Consider the following 17,800-nt stretch of genomic DNA (forward strand, 5'->3'; position numbering starts at 1 on the left):
ATGGAGTTCATTGTCGGAGATGAAGTGGCGCTCTCATAGCGCGGGCAGTTTCGGTTTTGGGCCAATGAGTGAGCGAATTGCGCCACGGCCGCAATGGACGTCTTCATTACCTGCACGACCGGAAAGACGCTGTTGCCGTCCGGCCGCAACGATCTGGCATCGGCGAACCGTGGGTGGCACGATCGGCCTGCTTCATGCCGAATGAAAATGGATCGATTGCGGCCATCCTGACGCGCTTTTGGGTCACCCGAACGCGTGAAAGCTCGACGTGCAGCATCGCGCGCATACAATCGCGACCTAGGGATTCAATCGACCGCGTCGGGAGGCGGAATGGACAAGTTGCGCGAGATGGAAGTCTTTGTGGCCGTCGTCGACCGCGGCAGCTTCACCGCCGCATCGGAGAAGCTCGGCTTGTCGACGGCAGCGGTTTCGCGGGCGGTCCATTCGCTCGAAACCCGAATCGGCACGCAACTGCTGGCGCGCACGACGCGCTCGGTGCGGGCGACGGATGCCGGCACGACGTACGCCGATGCGTGCCGCAAGGTGCTCGACGTGATCGCGGACGCGGAGGTGAATATCGCCACGGATCATGAAAACCCCGTGGGCACGCTGACCATTTCAGCCCCGGTGCTGTTCGGCCAGCGATTCATCGCGCCGCTGGTGAATGCATTCGTATTGCGTTATCCCGATGTCGACGTCAACGCCGTGTATGTCGACCGGACCACGCGGCTGCTCGAGGAGGGTGTCGATATTGCTATCCGGATCGGCCACTTGGGTGACTCTTCGGTATTCGCGCTTCCGTTGGGTGTCGTTCGGCGGCGAACGTATGCAGCGCCTGCCTATCTCGCTGCGCACGGAGAACCCGCGCATCCGCGCGACCTGCTCCATCACGACTGCGTGTCATGCACCGGCGTGTCGCTTCCGCTCGAGTGGGTGTTTCACGACAACGGTTCGCGAGTGCCCGTTCGACTTCGGCCGCGGATGATCGTCGATCTGGTTCCCGCCGCCGTTCTGGCTGCCGTCGATTGCGTGGGCGTGACCCAGCTCTTGTCGTATCAGGCTGCCCCGGAGGTGCGCGACGGCAGGCTTCGGCCAATCCTGACGGCGTTCGAGCACGAGCCGATTCCCGTAAGCCTGCTCCATGTCGAGCGGCGAGGCGCGAGCGGGAAGGTCCGGGCCTTCGCGGATTTCGTTACCCACACGCTGCGCAACAATGCAGAACTTCAGGGCACGGACGTGATCGCGACACGGAGCTCGCGGTAGGCGGCCACCAGCGAATCGAGGTCGAACGCGCGGTTCAGGCCGCTCGGATTCGGCAGCACCCATACACGCGCACCGCCGAACGTATCGGATTGCGCGCCCCACTGGATGTCGCGCTTGCCGGACATCGCCGCAAGGGCGGTCTTGCCGAGAAACGCGACGTACCGCGGCGCATGGTATTGGATCTTCCGCTCGAATCCCGATGCGGCCGCTTCGAACTCCGATCGCGACAATTCGGCGGCACGGGCCGTCGCACGCGAAACGGCGGTGGTGAGCCCGCAACCATATCGAAGCAGCGTGCGATCGTCATCGGGACGAATCCGTTCGGGCGAAAAACCGGCCAGGTGAACGACGCGCCAGAATCGGTTGCTTGCGTTCGAGAAATGATGGCCCGCCGAGGCCGAACCGAGCCCTGGGTTGATGCCGCAAAAGATCACCGACAACCCGCGTTCGAGAATGTCCGAGAGCGGCTGAACCGGATTGGCGTGACTCACGGATGCAATTGCCGTTGCGAATGCGAACCGGCCGCGTCTCCCGCACCGGCCTGCGCGTGCCGATTCGAATCGGCCGTGCTCCTGAACCGTTGCCGGTACTGTTGCGGCGTGACGTTGAGCCGCCGCGCGAACGTCGCGCGCATGTGCGTGGCACTGTGGAAGCCGCATTTGAACGCGACGGTCTTGAGCGGTGCATCCGACGTTTCGAGCAATGTCCTCGCGGTATCGACGCGAATCTGTTCGACGAACGCGGACGGCGTCACCTTTGCATGCTTGGCGAACAGCCGCGAGAAGGTCCGGCGGCTCACCGACACGGCGCTCGCGAGCTGCTCGATCGACAGCGTATCGGCGATGTGGTCGGTCACGTACTGGTGGACCTTGCCGATGATCGGGTCCTCGTCCTTGCCGGCCGAAATGAACGGACTGTACTGCGACTGCCCGCCTTCGCGCTGAATATAGACGACCAGTTGCTTCGCGATGCGTACGGCCATCTCGTGTCCCCAGTCTTCCGATACGAATGACAGGCAAAGATCGATGCCTGCCGTCACGCCGGCGGACGTAAACAGTCGCCCGTCCCGGATGAAGATGCTGTCGGGTTTTACGCTGGCCAGCGGAAACTCGTTTGCGAGGCGCGCTGCAACCGCCCAGTGCGTCGTCACGGCCTTGCCGTCGATCAGGCCCGCATGGCCGAGCAGAAACGTTCCGTTGCACACGGAGCCGAATCGCGTCGCGCCCCGTGCCTGGCACTGCAGCCAGCCGAGGACGTCGCCGGAGGGGCAGGCGTCCGGCAATTGCGGGCCGCCCGCGACCAGTATCAGGTCATATTGCGCGTCGAGATCCCCGAAGCCGAACTGAACGGACAACTGCATTCCGTTCGAACACGTCACGGTGCCGGCCCTCTTTCCGACGAGGGAAACCTCATACCTCTGATGAACAGGAAGATACGTGTTGGCTTCCGCAAATACGTCCAGTGGGCCTGCGACATCCAACGCCTGCACACCATCGAAGACGACAATGGCGACTTTCATTCCTGACCTTCAGCAAATAAGAGCCCGCTCGCGCGGAGGCACCACGTACCGCGACTGCTGCATCGCGTTTCGAGCCGGCGCGGCGACCTGGTGACGAGCGTTGCGCCAGATTACCGCAACGGACGGACCGCGTGGACACACGGTCCGGTAATTGACTTTTGCGGCGCAGGAAGAAGGCTGAATGTAAGCCGTGCCGGCGTGCTCCGACGTTTGTGGAGCGGCAGCCGTGTGTCGGGCGCCGAAACCGGCGACGCGACGTGGCCGAAATCTCGCCGCGATTGGCCGCGCAAGGTTGCATGTCCGGGTTTCCGCTCCCGCTCCGCCTGACTAGACTGGGTTCGGCAACGCGCGAGGCAACGACGCCGCCGTAGATGGGCACGGAACCGAATCGTCGTATCGCTCGCAACGCGTCACGTGGCGCCGCTGTTTCGAAGGAACGACGCGGCCCGTCTGCGACCGGTATCGGCGTCGAAAGCGTGGCCTCGCCCGGAATACGTTTGCGGAGGAATGTGTCATGGATGTCGGAATCATGCTGTATGCCGGCTTTCGGCTGCTCGAGGCAAGCGGTCCAATGGATGTTTTTCAGGAAGCGAATCGCCGGTGCGGCCGGATCGTCTACGAACAGCACCTCGTCGGACCGGTGCCCGGGCCCGTCGTCTGTTCGAACGGAACCGCGGTGGGCACGACAGCGTGCCTGGCGGACGCGGCCGCATCATTCGACATCGTCGTGATACCCGGTTCTCCGTTCGACGGTCCGGAGCGAGAGCATCGTGCGCTCGTGGACTGGCTTCACGAAACCGGATGTCACGTGCGGAAGCTCGCGACGGTATCCAACGGAGCGTTTCTGCTCGCACGTGCCGGCCTTGCCGATCGTCGCTGGCTGGTCACGCATCCGGGCGGCGGACAGCGTCTTGCCGACGAGCATTCGCAGGTGAACGTCGTCGCCGGCCAGCATTGCGTGAAGGACGGCAACGTCTATTCGGCGGACGGCGTGCACGCCGGCATTCGCGTTGCCCTGGCGCTCGTCGGCGAGGATCTGGGCCAGCGCGTCGTCGAGCGCATTGCCAGAAGATTGTTGGCGTAACCGCACTGAAGTGGCGGACGAGCGGGTGCCATCGGTCACGCGCGCTCGGTCCGGGACATCGCGTCGATGAGCAGGCGCATCGCGTCGCAACCCGCCGTGGCCCGGAAAACGCTCATTTTGGCCTGCAAGCGCGGTTCATCCGCGCACCGACGGCTTCGATCGTTGGCAGAATGATCTTGACTCCTTCGCAATTCTTTCACGTGTGCGCGCACGAACGTGCGCGATGAGTCGGGCCTGATACAACGAGTTCGTTGGAACGATCGTCCGTGAACGGGTTTGGAACGCACGCTGTTCTCGAGTTGGAAGGCAAATCATTCATCGTCATCGGTCGCCGACGCGGTCGGCGCCCATTTCCCTACGAGGCAGCCATGTCCCGGAATCCCGCTGTTACGTCGCAGATTCTTCCGCCACCTGCTCACGCCGGCGAACTGATGTCCGGCGCGGACATCATCCTGCGGGTGCTCGCCGAACAGGGCGTCGATACGCTGTTTGGATACAGCGGCGGTGCAATCCTGCCCACATACGACGCCGTGTTTCGTTTCAACGAATTGCACAAGGCAAGGCCCAAGCGCCAGATCCGGTTCGTCGTTCCTGCGAACGAGCAGGCTGCAGGCTTCATGGCCGCCGGCTACGCGCGTGCCAGCGGAAAAGTGGGCGTGTTCATGGTGACGTCCGGCCCGGGCGCGACGAATGCGGTCACGCCGATCGCCGACTGCAACGGGGATTCGGTTCCCGTCGTCCTGATCTGCGGACAGGTTCCGCGCGCGATGGTCGGCACCGATGCGTTTCAGGAAGCGCCGGTCTTCAACATCATGTCGGCGTGCGCAAAGCAGGTATTTCTCGTCACCGATCCGGCGAAGCTGGAGCAGACGCTGCGAAGCGCATTCGAAATCGCTCGCACCGGCCGTCCGGGACCGGTGGTCGTCGACGTGCCTAAGGACGTTCAGAACTGGGTGGGACCTTATCTCGGCCACGGTACATTGCAGTTTCGCGGGTACTCGGATCGACTTCGAATGGTGGCAAAAGGCGCCCGTCTGGACGACGACAAGCGTGCGGCATTCTTCGACCTGCTGGCGCAGAGCCGGCGCCCGCTGCTCTATGCGGGCGGCGGCATTGTCGCAGCGGAAGCGGCAGGCGAGCTGCTGCGGTTTTCCGAGCGCTACAGGATCCCCGTCGTGACCACGCTGATGGGCATCGGTGCGATACCCGCACGATATGAGCTGGGGCTCGGCATGCTCGGCATGCATGGCACCGCCTGCGCGAACTACGCGGTCGAAGACTGCGATTTCCTGATCGCAGTGGGTGCCCGGTTCGACGATCGGGTCGTGGGCGGCCGCCCTGATCGATTCGCGCCACGCGCACGGCATGTGGCTCACATCGACATCGACGAGGCGGAAATCAACAAGGTCAAGCGGGCGCAGTGGAGTCACATCGGCAATGCGAAGGACGCGTTGCGGTCGTTGATAACGCATGACCGGATCGTGCAAAGCTCCGCGGACTGGCTAGATCGAGTCGCGGAACTCAAGCGCCGCCACGGGATGAATTTCGACCGGAACAAGTCAGCGATTCAGCCACAGTACGTGATCGAGAAACTCAGCGAGATGACGGGCGGGCGCGCGATCGTCACGACTGGAGTAGGCCAGCATCAGATGTGGGCCGCTCAGTATTTCGATTTCGTCGAGCCGCGCAGCTTCCTCACATCGGGCTGCATGGGCACGATGGGCTTCGGGCTACCGGCTGCGATCGGTGCGCAGTTGGCGAGGCCGGATGCCCTGGTAATCGATATCGACGGTGACGGCAGCATCCGGATGAATGTCGGCGAACTCGAGACGGCGAGTACGTATGGTGTGCCCGTGAAGGTGCTGCTTCTCAACAACTGCGGCGACGGGATGATCCGGCAGTGGCAGCGGCTCTTCTTTGATGGACGGATGTTCGTGAGCGACAAGGCGCTTCATCGAAAAGACTTCGTGATGGCGGCTCGGGCCGATGGATTCGAATTCGCTTGCCGCGTCGATACGATCAGTGAATTGGAGGCGAAGCTTAGGGCATTCATTGAGTTTGAGGGGCCAGCCTTCCTCGATGTAAGGATCGACCCGGATGCCGATGTATTTCCAATGGTCGGGCCGGGTCAAAGCTATTCGACGATGGTCACGGGGCCCTTTATCGCGGCCCGAGCGGGCATCGAGCGTGGAGCGCACCACGAAGGCCCCCCGAACCGGACCGATATGTTCTGATGCTGCTGCACTCTGGCGCTGCGGCACCTAACGCGTGCACGAACGTGAAGCAGAGCGGTCGGGGCGGAGCATATCGTATGCCAGCCCCCCCCGCCTTGCTTCATATCGCCGACTTCTATCCCGATCCTGGTCGAACATCATGATTGACGAAAATCTGATTCATAAGGCGCTCGCAAACCCCTTGAGGCGCGAAATTCTGGCGTGGCTGAAAACGCCGGATCGAGGATTCGCGAGAGGAGTCGTCGACTTTCGTCATGGCGTGCCGTCGAATGCGATCCATGCACGTAGCGGTCTATCGCAGTCTACGGTATCTGCACATATCGCGACGTTGATTGACGCCGGGCTTCTCGTTTCGAACCGAGTGGGTCAGTGGATTTTTGTGTCTCGTAATGAAGAGGTAATACGCGCGTTCGGCAAGCATGTCTACTTGCATCTTTGACGAGATCGTTGGTGCATCGCGGACAGACGAGTGTCTAACGTCGGCGGCTCTTATACATCTGTTTGCGGACTTTCCAGGCAAGTACACTGAAGATCCGCTTCGGGTCGATCTGCGTCGGTCGCGCGTCGCAGGGCGGCGGACGGCCGCGTTCGGCCAAGTGCGGCCGTTCAGCGAGCCGGGAAGCCCGCCGTTGGAACGGCTGCATTACTCTGGAACCTGACGGACGAGCTAAGCGCGCAATTCGGCCTTTGCTGACACTCGTGTACTGAACCGCGCCGGGAATCGTGGAGGCCGGTTGGTTTAAGTTAATGCAGGCAAGTCAGCGGCATTTCTGAGTTGCCTGTAGTAGTTTGCCTCAGCCTCAGCGGGCGGGATATAGCCGAGCGGTTCCATCAACCGATGATGGTTGTACCAGGCCACCCATTGCAGCGTTGCCAGTTCGACGGATTCCCTCGTTTTCCAAGGGGCGCGCCGATGAATCAGTTCCGTCTTGTACAGGCCATTGATCGTTTCGGCCAGCGCATTGTCGTAGCTGTCGCCCCGGCTGCCGACCGACGGCTCGATGCCGGCCTCAGCCAGCCGTTCGCTGTACCGAATGCTGACATATTGCGCCCCTCTATCGGAGTGATGTATCAATGTCCCGTCGTCACCCGGTTGGCGAGCGTACAGCGCCTGTTCAAGTGCATCCAGAACAAAGTCCGTGGTCATCGACGAACTGACGCGCCAGCCAACGATACGACGGGCGAACACGTCGATGACGAACGCCACGTAAAGCCAGCCCCGCCATGTCGAGACGTAGGTGAAATCCGACACCCAAAGCTGATTCGGTCGCTCAGCCTTGAACTGCCGGTTCACCCGATCCAGCGGGCACGGCGCGCTCGAATCGGGAGTCGTCGTGCGAACTCGCTTGCCGCGAACTGCGCCTCGCAAGCCCTGCAGCTTCATCAACCGCCCGACCGTGCAGCGTGCGACCAAGATGCCCTCACGGTTCATCTGCTTCCAGACCTTCGGCACGCCATAGACCTGCATGTTGGCCTGCCAGACACGCTTGATCTCCGGCTGCAGAAGCTCATCGCGTTTGGCGCGGGCGCAGCGTTTGGACGGATCGCGAAGCTGCGCAGCATGGCGTCGGTAGCCCGACGGGGCAATCCGCAAGACCTTGCAGATCGGCTCGACCCCGAAGGTGTCGCGATGCTGATCAATGAAGGCCTTCAGGACTTGAAACGGCGGTCGAGCTCCGCCTGGGCGAAAAACGCGCTCGCCAGCTTGAGAATCTCGTTGGTCCGGCGCAGTTCCTTGACCTCGCGTTCCAGGGCCTTGATGCGTTCACGCTCGGCCGTGCTCACGCCATCGCGCTCCCCGCGGTCGACCTCGTCGCGTTTGACCCAATCCAGCAGCGTCTGCGGCGTACAGCCGATCATCGGCGCAATCGATTCGACCGCTGCCCACATCGACGGGTGTTCGCTACGCTGTTCGCGTACCAGACGCACTGCGCGCTCCCGCACTTCCGGGGAAAATTTGCTTGCCTTCTTGTTCATGACTCGATTCTCTCAAGAATACGAGCCTCCACAAAATCCGGTGCGGTTCAGGGACATTTGGGTCAACCTACCGACCTATGGGCTACTTGGGATGCGCCGTCGCGCAGGGATTGTAATTACGCCTCCCTGTGACCTTGCACAGGGCAAGGTCGAAACAATTACATATTTGCCAATCGTTAGTTTGGGTAGTTATTTTTCCACGAGTGCTTTCTTGCCGATAGTTATGCGAGAGTTGCGTGGGCAACTTTCTTCTTTGCAGATCGATGAGTTGCCTATCTCGAACGGTCGCTTCTCACTTCCGTCAATGGAAGCGATGATTCGAGTGGAAATGAGGCTTCACGAGATTAAATCAGGGCAGAAAACGGGTGCAAAAGAGAAGGCCTCAGCGTGCAAGGCGACTGCGTGTCTTGAGATACTGAAGAAGATCCACGATGGAGAGTTGTCCGAGTGCGGGGCCCAAACGGTATGCGACGCTCTTGGGCCAAAGTCTGCAAAAATTCTTTGCGAAAATCTAATAAAGAATTCCCACGCAATAGATCTACATTTTCTCCCAAAAGACGGCCAACCAACCGAATGGTCTGCCATTGAGCATCATTCGCTGGTTCTTTTCCGATATCCAATTACAGCTCCCGTAGAGCTTTTCGATGAGGCTCAGGAGGTCGGAACTCGCGATTGGCATTCCGCAGTAGCAAGAGTTGCTAAAAAGGTTCCAGCGGCAGCGGCATTCGCCGAGACACGTCCCATGAAACGTGCATTACTGAAAAGCGGTTTCTTTGCCGATCTCCTTACTAGGTACGCTGCCATGCACGTGAGAGTCGGATCGCCTGACTTTACGCAGACCACAGTCGGAAACTACATCACTGACCTGGGATTCCAAAAATGAAATATCTCGCAATCACCCAACCAACGGCAGATTGGTTGTTGAGCAAGCCGACGGTGGTCGATGAACTCGTGCAGTTCGTACTAAATCCAACGGCTTGCAAGCATTTGGTAGGTCGAGAATTTTCACACGGCCCTGTCCGTTTGGCGGGTACGGCAAACGGTGAAGTAATAGCGTTCTGGAATGTCGACTATCTTGGCGGCACTGGCGCTGAGGCTTGGGGCTTTGTGAGGTTGGATTCAACTGTCGGACTGGGCAGTCGACCTGAAATATCGCGGGAAGTCTTTGAGCGCTGCTTGTACGTGCTGAACCAGCGTCTGCGCGGTTATCGGATCGACGGAGCTTTCATCCATCGGTCCTACGCCAATGGCACACACACTTGCTTAGCTGGACGTGGGTCTACCGCGCGTCAATATAGCGTGGGCTTCGTCGAGCGGAACATTGATGCAGCGAGCACTGGCAACAGGGCATTCGCTTGCGTTGGTCCCATGCATGACTTCAACAGACTATCGGAGTCGGCAGAACAGGAGTTCACCCGGATCAACGATCTCTACCGGGACGTGTCCGACATCTTAGTCGCGTCCCGTCGCGTCCCCGTAACTGATCTGAATGAGCTGAAAGGTGTAATTGACGCGCTGTCGACGTTCACTTGGATGGAGGGAAGTCACTGGAACGAATATGCCGACGTTGAAGTCAATGCGTCGGATCGATCTTTTTCCGGCATCGATTTGGTTAAGTCAATTGGATTGAATTATGAGCAATGGCTCGACGCCGGAAGTCCACTTTCGAGTAATCAGCGTCGAATCCTGAATTCAACTGCAATCGATCTGCATCCCTTGAGAATCGTGGGTCCGGGTGGGTCAGGCAAAACGTTGCTTATGCAGTTGCTCGCGCTGAAGCGCCTTGATATAGCTAGAAAAAAGAACGCTTCTGTACGTGTTCTTTACATTGCGCATAACTCCGCCATGGCCGCGAAGGTCAAAGAAAGATTTGACGTCCTCGAAAACGGCTCCGACATGAGAGCTGAAAATAGAATAATCGATGTCATGACGCTCACGGATTATGGCCTTCAGCAGCTAGGACTGGAGTTCACGTCGATCATTGATCCGGACGCAGAGGTCGCGAAGGAGTTTCAGTTCAAGGAGTTGAATGTCGCGATTGAGCAGGCGTTTCTTGATATGGAAGGCGTCGTGCGGGATAGTACGCTTTTATCCGAAATTAAACGCGAGCCAGATTTAATTCGTCCCTTTGCGAAGCTCGCAATGGCCGAAATCTCAAGTGCAATCAAGGGACACGGGCTTGAGAATGACAAGCGTCGATACGTAGAGTCCGAGCAGCAGTTGAGCCGTCTGCATGGATTGCTCGACGCAAGCGAACGACTCTTCATGTTCTACGTGTTTGAGCGTTACCGTTCTACCGTATTCGAAGGCCTCCAAGTGCTTGACACGGATGACATCGCTCTGTCGCTCTTGGGAAGGCTGCGCACTCCGATCTGGGAGTTGAAGCGAAAGGATTTGGGGTATGACTATGTTTTTGTTGATGAGGCGCAATTATTCAACGAAAACGAGCGAAGAGTTTTTCCGTTCTTAACAAACGGCAGAGCTCAGCATGTTCCGATAGTGCTGGCTCTCGATGAGGCTCAAGATATTTACGGTCAATCTAGTGCTGGTTTTGCCGCTTTAGGAATTGCAGGCATGACTAGCGAAAATTTGTCGTCGGTTCACCGGTCGACTCGAGATATCGTTAGATTGGCTTTTTTTATTATTCAACGAAGCACGGATCTTTTCGGAACGGATTTCCCTGACTTCACCGGAATCGCGGAAAAAATGGAGGATGAGAAACATCCTCTCGTCGCACGACCTAAAGTCGAGATCGGAGGCGCAGAAAGCAAGCTCGGGAAATTTGTTTTGCGGCGGATCCGCGATCTTCGGAAAGCCAATATTCGGCAGATCGGCGTAATCTGCCACGCCGATCAGTACTGGGACGAAATTCTGAATGCATTGCGCGGGACGGACTTGCCCCTGCAGGTGCTTGAGGAGCGCGGGGTGCGGTTGCCATTGACTCAGCCGCTGGTGGTATTGACGAGGCCTGCCTACGTGGGCGGGCAAGAGTTCGACGCCGTTGTAGCCGTCGGTCTGGAGCAAGGTGTGGTGCCGCCTCGTGTATCCAACAATGATGCACTTGCTACTGCGATTGAACAGCAGACACTTCGCGAACTCTACCTCACCATCACACGGGCGCGGTTTCGGCTTGTCATCCCCCTTTCAACGGGTGCAAGCCCATCCGCCGTCCTTCAAGATGCAATCCAAGCAGGATTACTTGACATGGCCGCATAGGGGGTGATAGGGGCGGCGCGGCCGGCGATTTTTGCGCCATTATTCGAACTGTGCGGCAAGCTCGACTGGAGGCGATGGTCTATGCATCATCGCCCCTCAGTGCTTCTTTCCAGTCTTCACTGCTGGCCGTTTCGATGCTCGAATGCGCCCGATCGGAAGCGATAGAGTAGCCGGTCACCAAGTCCGCCCGCTTTGGTTCTTCGTCAGCCAGGCGTTAACAACGACGGCTGAGCTAGCCATCGGCCAACGTCAGCAATGGCCGAACTTCAGCTCCCCCCGAGAAACCGGACTTGGATGTCCGGTACGCTCGGTTACCTGGCATTGAATCCATGACAGCGTGACCGGCGGCTGTGGGTCGATGCCGGACGCCGACTTCGCGCGAAAGCGCATCGCTCGATGCCCGTCATGGACGGGATCACACCGATAAGCGCAAGCGTTGAATGCCGGCCCCGGTCGAAACAGCGGCCGTCTGATCGTGGAGTAGTATTCCCCCATGTCCAGGTTATTGCTCGGCCTCTGCGGCGCGCCGTCAACCATCCGTGACGAGGGTGGCAAGCTCATCAAAGGGTTTGGAAACTCCTTCAACGATGCGTGCGATGGCGTCGGCCGCGACGACGGCATTGATGGGAATGCATCATGTCAATCGAATGGAAGCACCGTGCAAGGCTATTTATCCAGCGTTTCTGGCAGCCGACCAGTGCGTGCATGACCTGCATGCCGGGGAGCTGGGGCAGTATTACGAGCGTTGCCCACTGGACGATTGCATTGCATACAGGTCTGCTTACCGGGCTTCTGGCCGTACTTTTGACTTTCACGCCTGCGTCAAAACTCTACGCGCATCGATACGGCAATGCGCTGATCGTTGGCTTGCTGACAACGCTAGGCGACGCCTACTCGCACACGAGTCACTACCGTATCCCCTATGTCGAGCACATCGTGACGGGGGCAATTTCAGGTCTCTTGACACTGGCGGCCTCATATCTCTTCGAAGACCGCGCGCGACGCCTTCGGGCGGTGTGGGCTCGAGTGTTCGGATAGCGTATCCGGTGACTTTCTGAGCCCTCCCGGCCGAACGGCAAAAGGCTTCCCGGTGTGGCTACGCTTCATGATCGGGAGACTGCGTAAGGACAACGGGAGTTCGCGTCTGTGACATGCCCCAGCGTCAGCGTGCGGCCAGCTCGAGCCGGTCCGACGAAATTGGCGGGCGTCAGCTTCGCGTCCCAGGTGCGATGATCGCGGGCCGCGCCGGGAACGTCGGTGTGCCGGTGACGCGAAGCCATTTGTACCGCCCGGCAATCAACGGTATTCGCCAAGACAGCGACTGTTCCGCAGTGCCTGACTCGATGCGGGACGTAACGTGATCTGCATCAAAGCTCGCATGCGATGTGCCACGTTTAATGTGCGAAGCGGAATCGCTCGTTTTTGAGGCTGCCATGCGCCGTGACCGACGCTGGCGTCTGCCCGCGCAGCGGCGCGCCGCCGCCTCGGCTTGGGCCGGGTAGCAATCGGGAGACTGGACATGCTGCGCGATGTGCTGGTGCACGTAGACGGGAGCGAGTCGGGGCGGCGCAGGGTGCAATTCGCCGTCGACTTGGCAATAAGCGTCGGTGCGCGACTGAGCGGAATACACGTGACCCCGCCGGTGGAGGTCCCGCCTCTGTACAAACCGACCCGCGTGGCGGAAGTCACTGCATATCTCTCCGCGAAGCTGGCACAGGACAGCACCGCGGCAACGGTGGCCTTCAGGGAAGAAGCCGTGGCGCGCCTTGCTGATGCATGCTGGTTCGAAGCGAAAGGCGACGTAGCCAAAGGCATCAGCGACCGAGCCCGCTACGCGGACCTCGTCATCATTGGCCAGGACGAATGGCAAGGCTCGCCCGAAACGCATCCCTTGCCGATCGCCCACTCGGTTGCCGTCCGATGCGGTCGCCCGGTCCTGGTTGTGCCTGCCGCGGCAACACCGTCACTGGTCAGGGCCGCCGTTGCCTGGGATGGCAGCCGTGAATCCGTGAGGGCCGTCCACGATGCCTTGCCGCTGCTGCGGCTGTCGCGGTCGGTGCGGATCATCGCGTTCGTTTCTCCGACCGCGGAGGGCAGCGAGGACGACGCGGAAAGTCTCCTGGACCACCTGACCCGACATGCCGTCGCTGTCGATTCAGCCGTACTCCGGATCGGTTCCACGGAAGAGCATGGTTCACTGCGTGAACACATTGAGAACGGGCCATACGACTGGCTGGTGATGGGCGCTTACTCTCATCCCATGTGGATGGAGTTCATCCTCGGCGGCGTCACTCAGTCCATTCTCCTGTCGGCGAAGATACCCGTGCTGGTTTCCCATTGACGAGGTGAGTGGATGGACGCCAAAGGATTGCAGTGCACGGGCGTTTTTCGGGGCCTTTGGGGGCGTCTGAAGGAGCACCCGCTAGCCCGGGTCGGGCCGGGGCTGATCACCGGCGTCGCCGACGATGACCCCAGCGGGATCGCCACCTATTCCCAGGCGGGTGCCCAATTCGGGCTGAACATGCTTTGGACGATGCCGCTGGCGTACCCGTTGATGGCGGCGGTTCAATCGATGTGCGCGAACCTTGGCAGGGTCACTGGAAAAGGGCTCGCGGCCAACATCAAGACCGCCTTCCCGCCGAGCGTGCTGAGGAGCGTCGTGCTGCTGCTGCTGGTTGCCAACACGCTCAACATTGCTGCCGACGTTGCTGCCATGGGCGAGGTTGCGGAGCTCGTCTCCGGTGTCGATCGTCACCTCATGACGGCGTTCTTCGTGTTCGGGACGCTTCTGCTGCAGATGTTCGTTCCCTACCATCGCTACGTCTTCTTCCTGAAGTGGCTCACCGTCTCCCTGCTCGCTTACGCGGCGGTTCTCTTTACGGTTCATGTTCCGTGGGGGCAGGTTGCACTGCGCACCGTCTGGCCCAGGTTCACACCCAATGCCAGCGCCGCCGCCGTGGTGGTCGGTGTCTTTGGCACGACCATCAGCCCATACCTGTTTTTCTGGCAGGCCTCCGAAGAAGTCGAGGACATGCAGGCGAACCGCGGCAGTGCGCCGCTGGTAAGCGACGCGCGTGTCGCCGACGCGGAACTTCGACGTATCCGGTGGGATACGTGGAGCGGCATGCTGTACTCCGACGTCGCCGCCTACTTCATCATTCTTGCGACCGCCGTCACCCTCCATGTGGCTGGCGTCACCGACATCAACACGGCGGCGCAGGCAGCTAGCGCACTGCGGCCGCTCGCCGGCGACTTTGCGTACATGCTTTTCGCGCTCGGTATTCTCGGCGTGGGGCTGATCGGTGTGCCGGTGCTGGCGGGTTCCGGCGCGTACGCCCTGTCCGAGGTGATGGACTGGAAGGAGGGGCTCGAACGCAAGGTGGGCGATGCGCGCGGGTTCTACGGGATCATCGCCGTCAGCGTGCTTGCCGGACTCGGAATCCAGTATTCGCCAATCAGTCCGATGAAGGCCTTATTCTGGAGCGCGGTGATCAACGGAGTGGTCGCCGTACCGCTGATGGTCGTCATCATCATCCTTGTCTCGAAGAAATCGGTCATGGGCGCTTTCACGGCGAGTCGGCCGCTGATTGTCCTTGGCTGGATTGCGACCGCGATCATGGGGGCGGCGGCCGTGGCAATGTTCATCCCTGGCTGACCATGCGGTGAACGTTCGGTTCACGTTGCGACCATCGGCTTTCGCCAGCACGCGAGCCGGATCGGCCAGGAGCGGCACGATGCGACGCGACGGCCGTCGGACGGACGGCGCGTCACGGCGCGTCACGTGCGCCCGCACGATGCCTTACGGCTTGGCCCCCATCACGAACTCGAACGTCGCCACGCCGTCGACGCCACCCGTCACGCGGTCGCCCGGCTGCAGCGCGCCGACACCGGCCGGCGTGCCGGTGAAGATCAGGTCGCCGGCCTTCAGCTCGACCGAGCGCGACACGTACGCGATCACGTCCGGCACGGCCCAGATCATGTCCGCGAGATCGCCTTGCTGGCGCGTTTCGCCGTTGACCGCGAGCCAGATCCGGCCGCTTGCCGGGTGGCCGGTCGCAGTCGCCGCGCGCAACGCGGTCACGGGACCCGACGCATCGAAGCCCTTTGCCCAGTCCCACGGCCGGCTCAGCTTCTTCGCCTCGGCCTGCAGGTCGCGGCGCGTGAGGTCGACGCCGACGCCGTAACCCCACACGTGCGACAGCGCGTCGGCCGGGTCGATCGACCGGCCGTCCTTGCCGATCGCGACGACCAGCTCGATTTCGTGATGGAGGTTGCCGGTCAGCGGCGGATAGGGGACGGTGCCGGCGGCCGGGACGATCGCGTCGGCCGGCTTCGTGAAGAAGAACGGCGGTTCGCGGTCGGGATCGGCGCCCATTTCGCGCGCGTGGTCGGCGTAGTTGCGGCCGACGCAGAAGACGCGGCGCACCGGAAAGCGCGCGGACGACTGTTCGACTTCGACGGAAGGACGCTCGGAAGCGTCGATGACGTATGCGGACATCGGATGGCCTCGTTCGATGAAAAGACGGATGCCGTCGCCCGCGCAATGCACCACGGGCCGGCATGCATGGAACGATACCCGACGCATGCGCGCCCGGATGCGACGCAACTGCGTTTTAACCGGACAAATCTACGCGTCGCCGCCCGCCGGCGCGTCGTCGCCGACCGGCAGCGCGGCGTTCGCGTCCCGGTAAGCCTTCGGCGACACGCCGACACGCGCGCGGAAGCGCCGCGCGAAATACCCTTCGTCGCGAAAGCCGACGGTGCGCGCGATGTCGGCGATGCGCCGGCTCGTATGCGCGAGCAGCGATTGCGCGAGCGCGATCCGGCGCTCGGTCACGAGATCGGTGAAGGTGCTGCCGGTTTCCTTGCGCACGAGGTGTGCGAGGTAGTTCGGCGACAGGAAGGCGGCCTCGGCGGTGGCCGCGAGCGTCAGGTCCTCGCGGGTCAGGTTCGCGCGCACGTGGCGCATCACGCGCGCGAGCGCGTCGCGCCGACCCGCGCGCTGGGCGCCGCGCTGCGCGAGCTTGTCGAGCGCGCCCGCGTATTGCGTGCAGACGAGCCCGATCAGCTGCAGCAGATAGCCGCGCAGCAACGTGCTCGAGCCGAAGGTGCGCACGCGGTCGGCATCGAGCATGCACAGCGCGAGGCGGCGCGCCTCGTCGAAGGCGTCGCCGGTCAGGATGAAGTCGAGATGTTCCTGGAAGCGGAACGGCGTCAGCTCGGGAAAGCGGTGCGCGGGGACATCCTCGAGATCGAGCGGATCGACGTCGAGATCGGCGCGCAGGAACGCCTGGCTGAAGTTGATCACGATGAAGTGCGCGCCTTCCGGATGCGGAATCAGGTGCTCGCGGTGCGGCAGCACGAATGCGAGCGCGCCGCGCGGAAACGGTCGCGTGACGCCGCCGATCCGCTGTTCGGTGTCGCCGCCGAGATTGAACTGGATCTGGAAATACGCGTGCCGGTGCGGCTCGGTGATCGCCTGGCGCGACGCCTGGTCGCGGATGTAGAAATCGAGCCGGTCGCTGCGTTCGGGCATCCCGTACAGGCGCGGCGGGGCGGTGGATGGCATGAAGGATTCTGCTGTTCGTGACGCGGTTGAGCCGCGATGGTACAGCGAACCGGGCGCGGCCGGAATCCGTGGGCGCGAGCCGCGCAGGCCGGCCGGGCGGTGTGCGCCCGCCCGGCGACACGGCAATCAGGCGGCCGGATGAAAGCCCAGGTAGCGGCAGCGCGTGCCGGCCTCGTCGGTCGCGAGCCGGCTGGATGCGCCGACCGATCGGAGCGTGTCGGCGGTCGCGCTGCGATTCGTGAGCAGCGTCCATGCCGTCGGGGCGGCCTCGGCGGCGGCCGTCGCGCGCGCATCGTCGAGCGTGCTCAGCGCGGCCAGCAGGCTGTCGGCGGGCGGCGCATGAATCGCGAAGCCTTCGTTCGCGACGGCTGCCGTATCGATGCCGAGCGCCGCGCACAGTCGCGCGCGCAACGGCGTCTCTGCCTCGCTCGCGGCCCGCGCGCGCGCGATGTTTTCGCGCGTGTGCGCATCGACGATCGTGCCGCCGCGGGTGAGCGCCGCCTGCTGCCATGCGTCGGGCGGGCACTGCTTGCCGTCCGGCATCAGCGGTACGAACGGATTGACCTCGGCCGGGTAGATCCGGCACACCAGCGGCCGTTCGTCGTAGATCCCGCAGCGCAGGTCGTCGAGCAGATTCGGGCACGGCCCGGCATGCGACGCGGTGAGCAGGGTGGTGACGCGTACCGGCAGCGAGCCGCTGAGCGCGGGCGACGAACGTGCCCGCTTGTATGCGGCGAACGCGTCGTCGGGGGCCGGTTCGACGGGCCATGGCATGGCGTCGCACAACAGTTCCACGTGGCCGCCGCGCCGCAGCCATGCGGTGGCCTCGGCGACGGTCAGCGGAATGCGCAGGTCGTGGCAGCAACGGCCGCAGCCGGTGCATGAAAAGTCGATGTCGTTCTGAGTCATTCGGATAGGGAGTGGGATGCGACCAGCTT

The 17,800-nt window shown here is 61.7% G+C and carries 15 protein-coding genes and 1 other annotated feature; of the genes, 9 read left to right on the forward strand and 6 right to left on the reverse strand.

Annotated elements, in window-relative coordinates:
* Positions 1-330: 330 nt before the first annotated feature.
* Positions 331-1,263 carry a LysR family transcriptional regulator gene (locus WS66_RS05330; RefSeq protein WP_059599030.1) on the forward strand — a complete coding sequence of 311 codons (933 nt, stop codon included), beginning with the start codon at positions 331-333 and terminating at the stop codon, positions 1,261-1,263.
* Here the strand turns inward: WS66_RS05330 and mug are convergent.
* Positions 1,224-1,754 carry a G/U mismatch-specific DNA glycosylase gene (gene mug, locus WS66_RS05335; protein WP_059599029.1) on the reverse strand — a complete coding sequence of 177 codons (531 nt, stop codon included), beginning with the start codon at positions 1,752-1,754 and terminating at the stop codon, positions 1,224-1,226. The genes WS66_RS05330 and mug overlap by 40 nt on opposite strands.
* On the reverse strand, positions 1,751-2,782 hold the full coding sequence (locus tag WS66_RS05340) for a GlxA family transcriptional regulator (RefSeq protein ID WP_059599028.1): 1,032 nt from the start codon (positions 2,780-2,782) through the stop codon (positions 1,751-1,753). Before WS66_RS05340 ends, mug begins: the two co-directional genes overlap by 4 nt.
* A gap of 514 nt (positions 2,783-3,296) precedes the next feature.
* Here WS66_RS05340 and WS66_RS05345 point away from each other — a divergent pair.
* The 3 genes from WS66_RS05345 to WS66_RS05355 all read left to right on the forward strand — a co-directional run bounded on the left by WS66_RS05345 (position 3,297) and on the right by WS66_RS05355 (position 6,539).
* The gene (locus WS66_RS05345; protein ID WP_059599027.1) at positions 3,297-3,866 is read left to right on the forward strand and encodes a DJ-1/PfpI family protein; all 570 of its coding nucleotides are present in this window, start codon (positions 3,297-3,299) and stop codon (positions 3,864-3,866) included.
* Positions 3,867-4,234: 368 nt separating this feature from the next.
* A complete protein-coding gene (gene ilvB / locus WS66_RS05350) occupies positions 4,235-6,100 on the forward strand; it encodes a biosynthetic-type acetolactate synthase large subunit (protein ID WP_082728814.1) in 1,866 nt (621 codons plus the stop codon).
* 139 nt (positions 6,101-6,239) lie between these two features.
* Positions 6,240-6,539 carry an ArsR/SmtB family transcription factor gene (locus WS66_RS05355; protein ID WP_082728813.1) on the forward strand — a complete coding sequence of 100 codons (300 nt, stop codon included), beginning with the start codon at positions 6,240-6,242 and terminating at the stop codon, positions 6,537-6,539.
* 300 nt (positions 6,540-6,839) lie between these two features.
* Here the strand turns inward: WS66_RS05355 and WS66_RS05360 are convergent.
* Positions 6,840-8,077, reverse strand: a protein-coding gene (locus tag WS66_RS05360) for an IS3 family transposase (protein WP_108064622.1) whose coding sequence is annotated in 2 segments (ribosomal slippage) — positions 6,840-7,786 and positions 7,786-8,077 — 1,239 coding nt in all. Because the reading frame shifts where the segments join, the coding sequence is not laid out codon by codon here.
* Positions 7,680-7,796 (reverse strand) — a sequence feature (AL1L pseudoknot). Its footprint overlaps the gene before it by 117 nt.
* Between WS66_RS05360 and WS66_RS33555 the strand changes: the two genes are divergently transcribed.
* The 5 genes from WS66_RS33555 (at position 8,070) to WS66_RS05380 (ending at position 14,948) form a co-directional block, all read left to right on the forward strand.
* On the forward strand, positions 8,070-8,960 hold the full coding sequence (locus tag WS66_RS33555; RefSeq protein ID WP_159086517.1) for a hypothetical protein: 891 nt from the start codon (positions 8,070-8,072) through the stop codon (positions 8,958-8,960). The two genes, WS66_RS05360 and WS66_RS33555, sit on opposite strands and share 8 nt — an antisense overlap.
* Positions 8,957-11,293: a DEAD/DEAH box helicase family protein gene (locus tag WS66_RS05365; RefSeq protein ID WP_159086518.1), complete on the forward strand. Its 2,337-nt coding sequence runs from the start codon at positions 8,957-8,959 to the stop codon at positions 11,291-11,293. Before WS66_RS33555 ends, WS66_RS05365 begins: the two co-directional genes overlap by 4 nt.
* Positions 11,294-11,929: 636 nt before the next feature.
* Positions 11,930-12,331, forward strand: a complete 402-nt coding sequence (locus tag WS66_RS05370; protein WP_059600590.1) for a hypothetical protein — start codon at positions 11,930-11,932, stop codon at positions 12,329-12,331.
* A gap of 481 nt (positions 12,332-12,812) precedes the next feature.
* Positions 12,813-13,634, forward strand: a complete 822-nt coding sequence (locus tag WS66_RS05375; protein ID WP_059600589.1) for a universal stress protein — start codon at positions 12,813-12,815, stop codon at positions 13,632-13,634.
* A gap of 12 nt (positions 13,635-13,646) precedes the next feature.
* On the forward strand, positions 13,647-14,948 hold the full coding sequence (locus WS66_RS05380) for an NRAMP family divalent metal transporter (protein ID WP_059600588.1): 1,302 nt from the start codon (positions 13,647-13,649) through the stop codon (positions 14,946-14,948).
* A gap of 144 nt (positions 14,949-15,092) precedes the next feature.
* Here the strand turns inward: WS66_RS05380 and WS66_RS05385 are convergent, their stop codons facing one another.
* The 3 genes from WS66_RS05385 to WS66_RS05395 all read right to left on the reverse strand — a co-directional run bounded on the left by WS66_RS05385 (position 15,093) and on the right by WS66_RS05395 (position 17,771).
* Positions 15,093-15,791 (reverse strand): fumarylacetoacetate hydrolase family protein, encoded by a 699-nt coding sequence (locus WS66_RS05385; protein WP_059600613.1) that lies wholly within the window; start codon positions 15,789-15,791, stop codon positions 15,093-15,095.
* A 129-nt stretch (positions 15,792-15,920) separates the two neighbouring features.
* Positions 15,921-16,862: a helix-turn-helix transcriptional regulator gene (locus tag WS66_RS05390; protein ID WP_059600587.1), complete on the reverse strand. Its 942-nt coding sequence runs from the start codon at positions 16,860-16,862 to the stop codon at positions 15,921-15,923.
* Between the two features lie 126 nt (positions 16,863-16,988).
* On the reverse strand, positions 16,989-17,771 hold the full coding sequence (locus tag WS66_RS05395) for a YkgJ family cysteine cluster protein (RefSeq protein WP_059600586.1): 783 nt from the start codon (positions 17,769-17,771) through the stop codon (positions 16,989-16,991).
* Positions 17,772-17,800: the final 29 nt, after the last annotated feature.

This window comes from Burkholderia sp. LA-2-3-30-S1-D2, from assembly GCF_001523915.2.
In the GTDB taxonomy this organism is placed as follows: Bacteria; Pseudomonadota; Gammaproteobacteria; order Burkholderiales; family Burkholderiaceae; genus Burkholderia; species Burkholderia diffusa.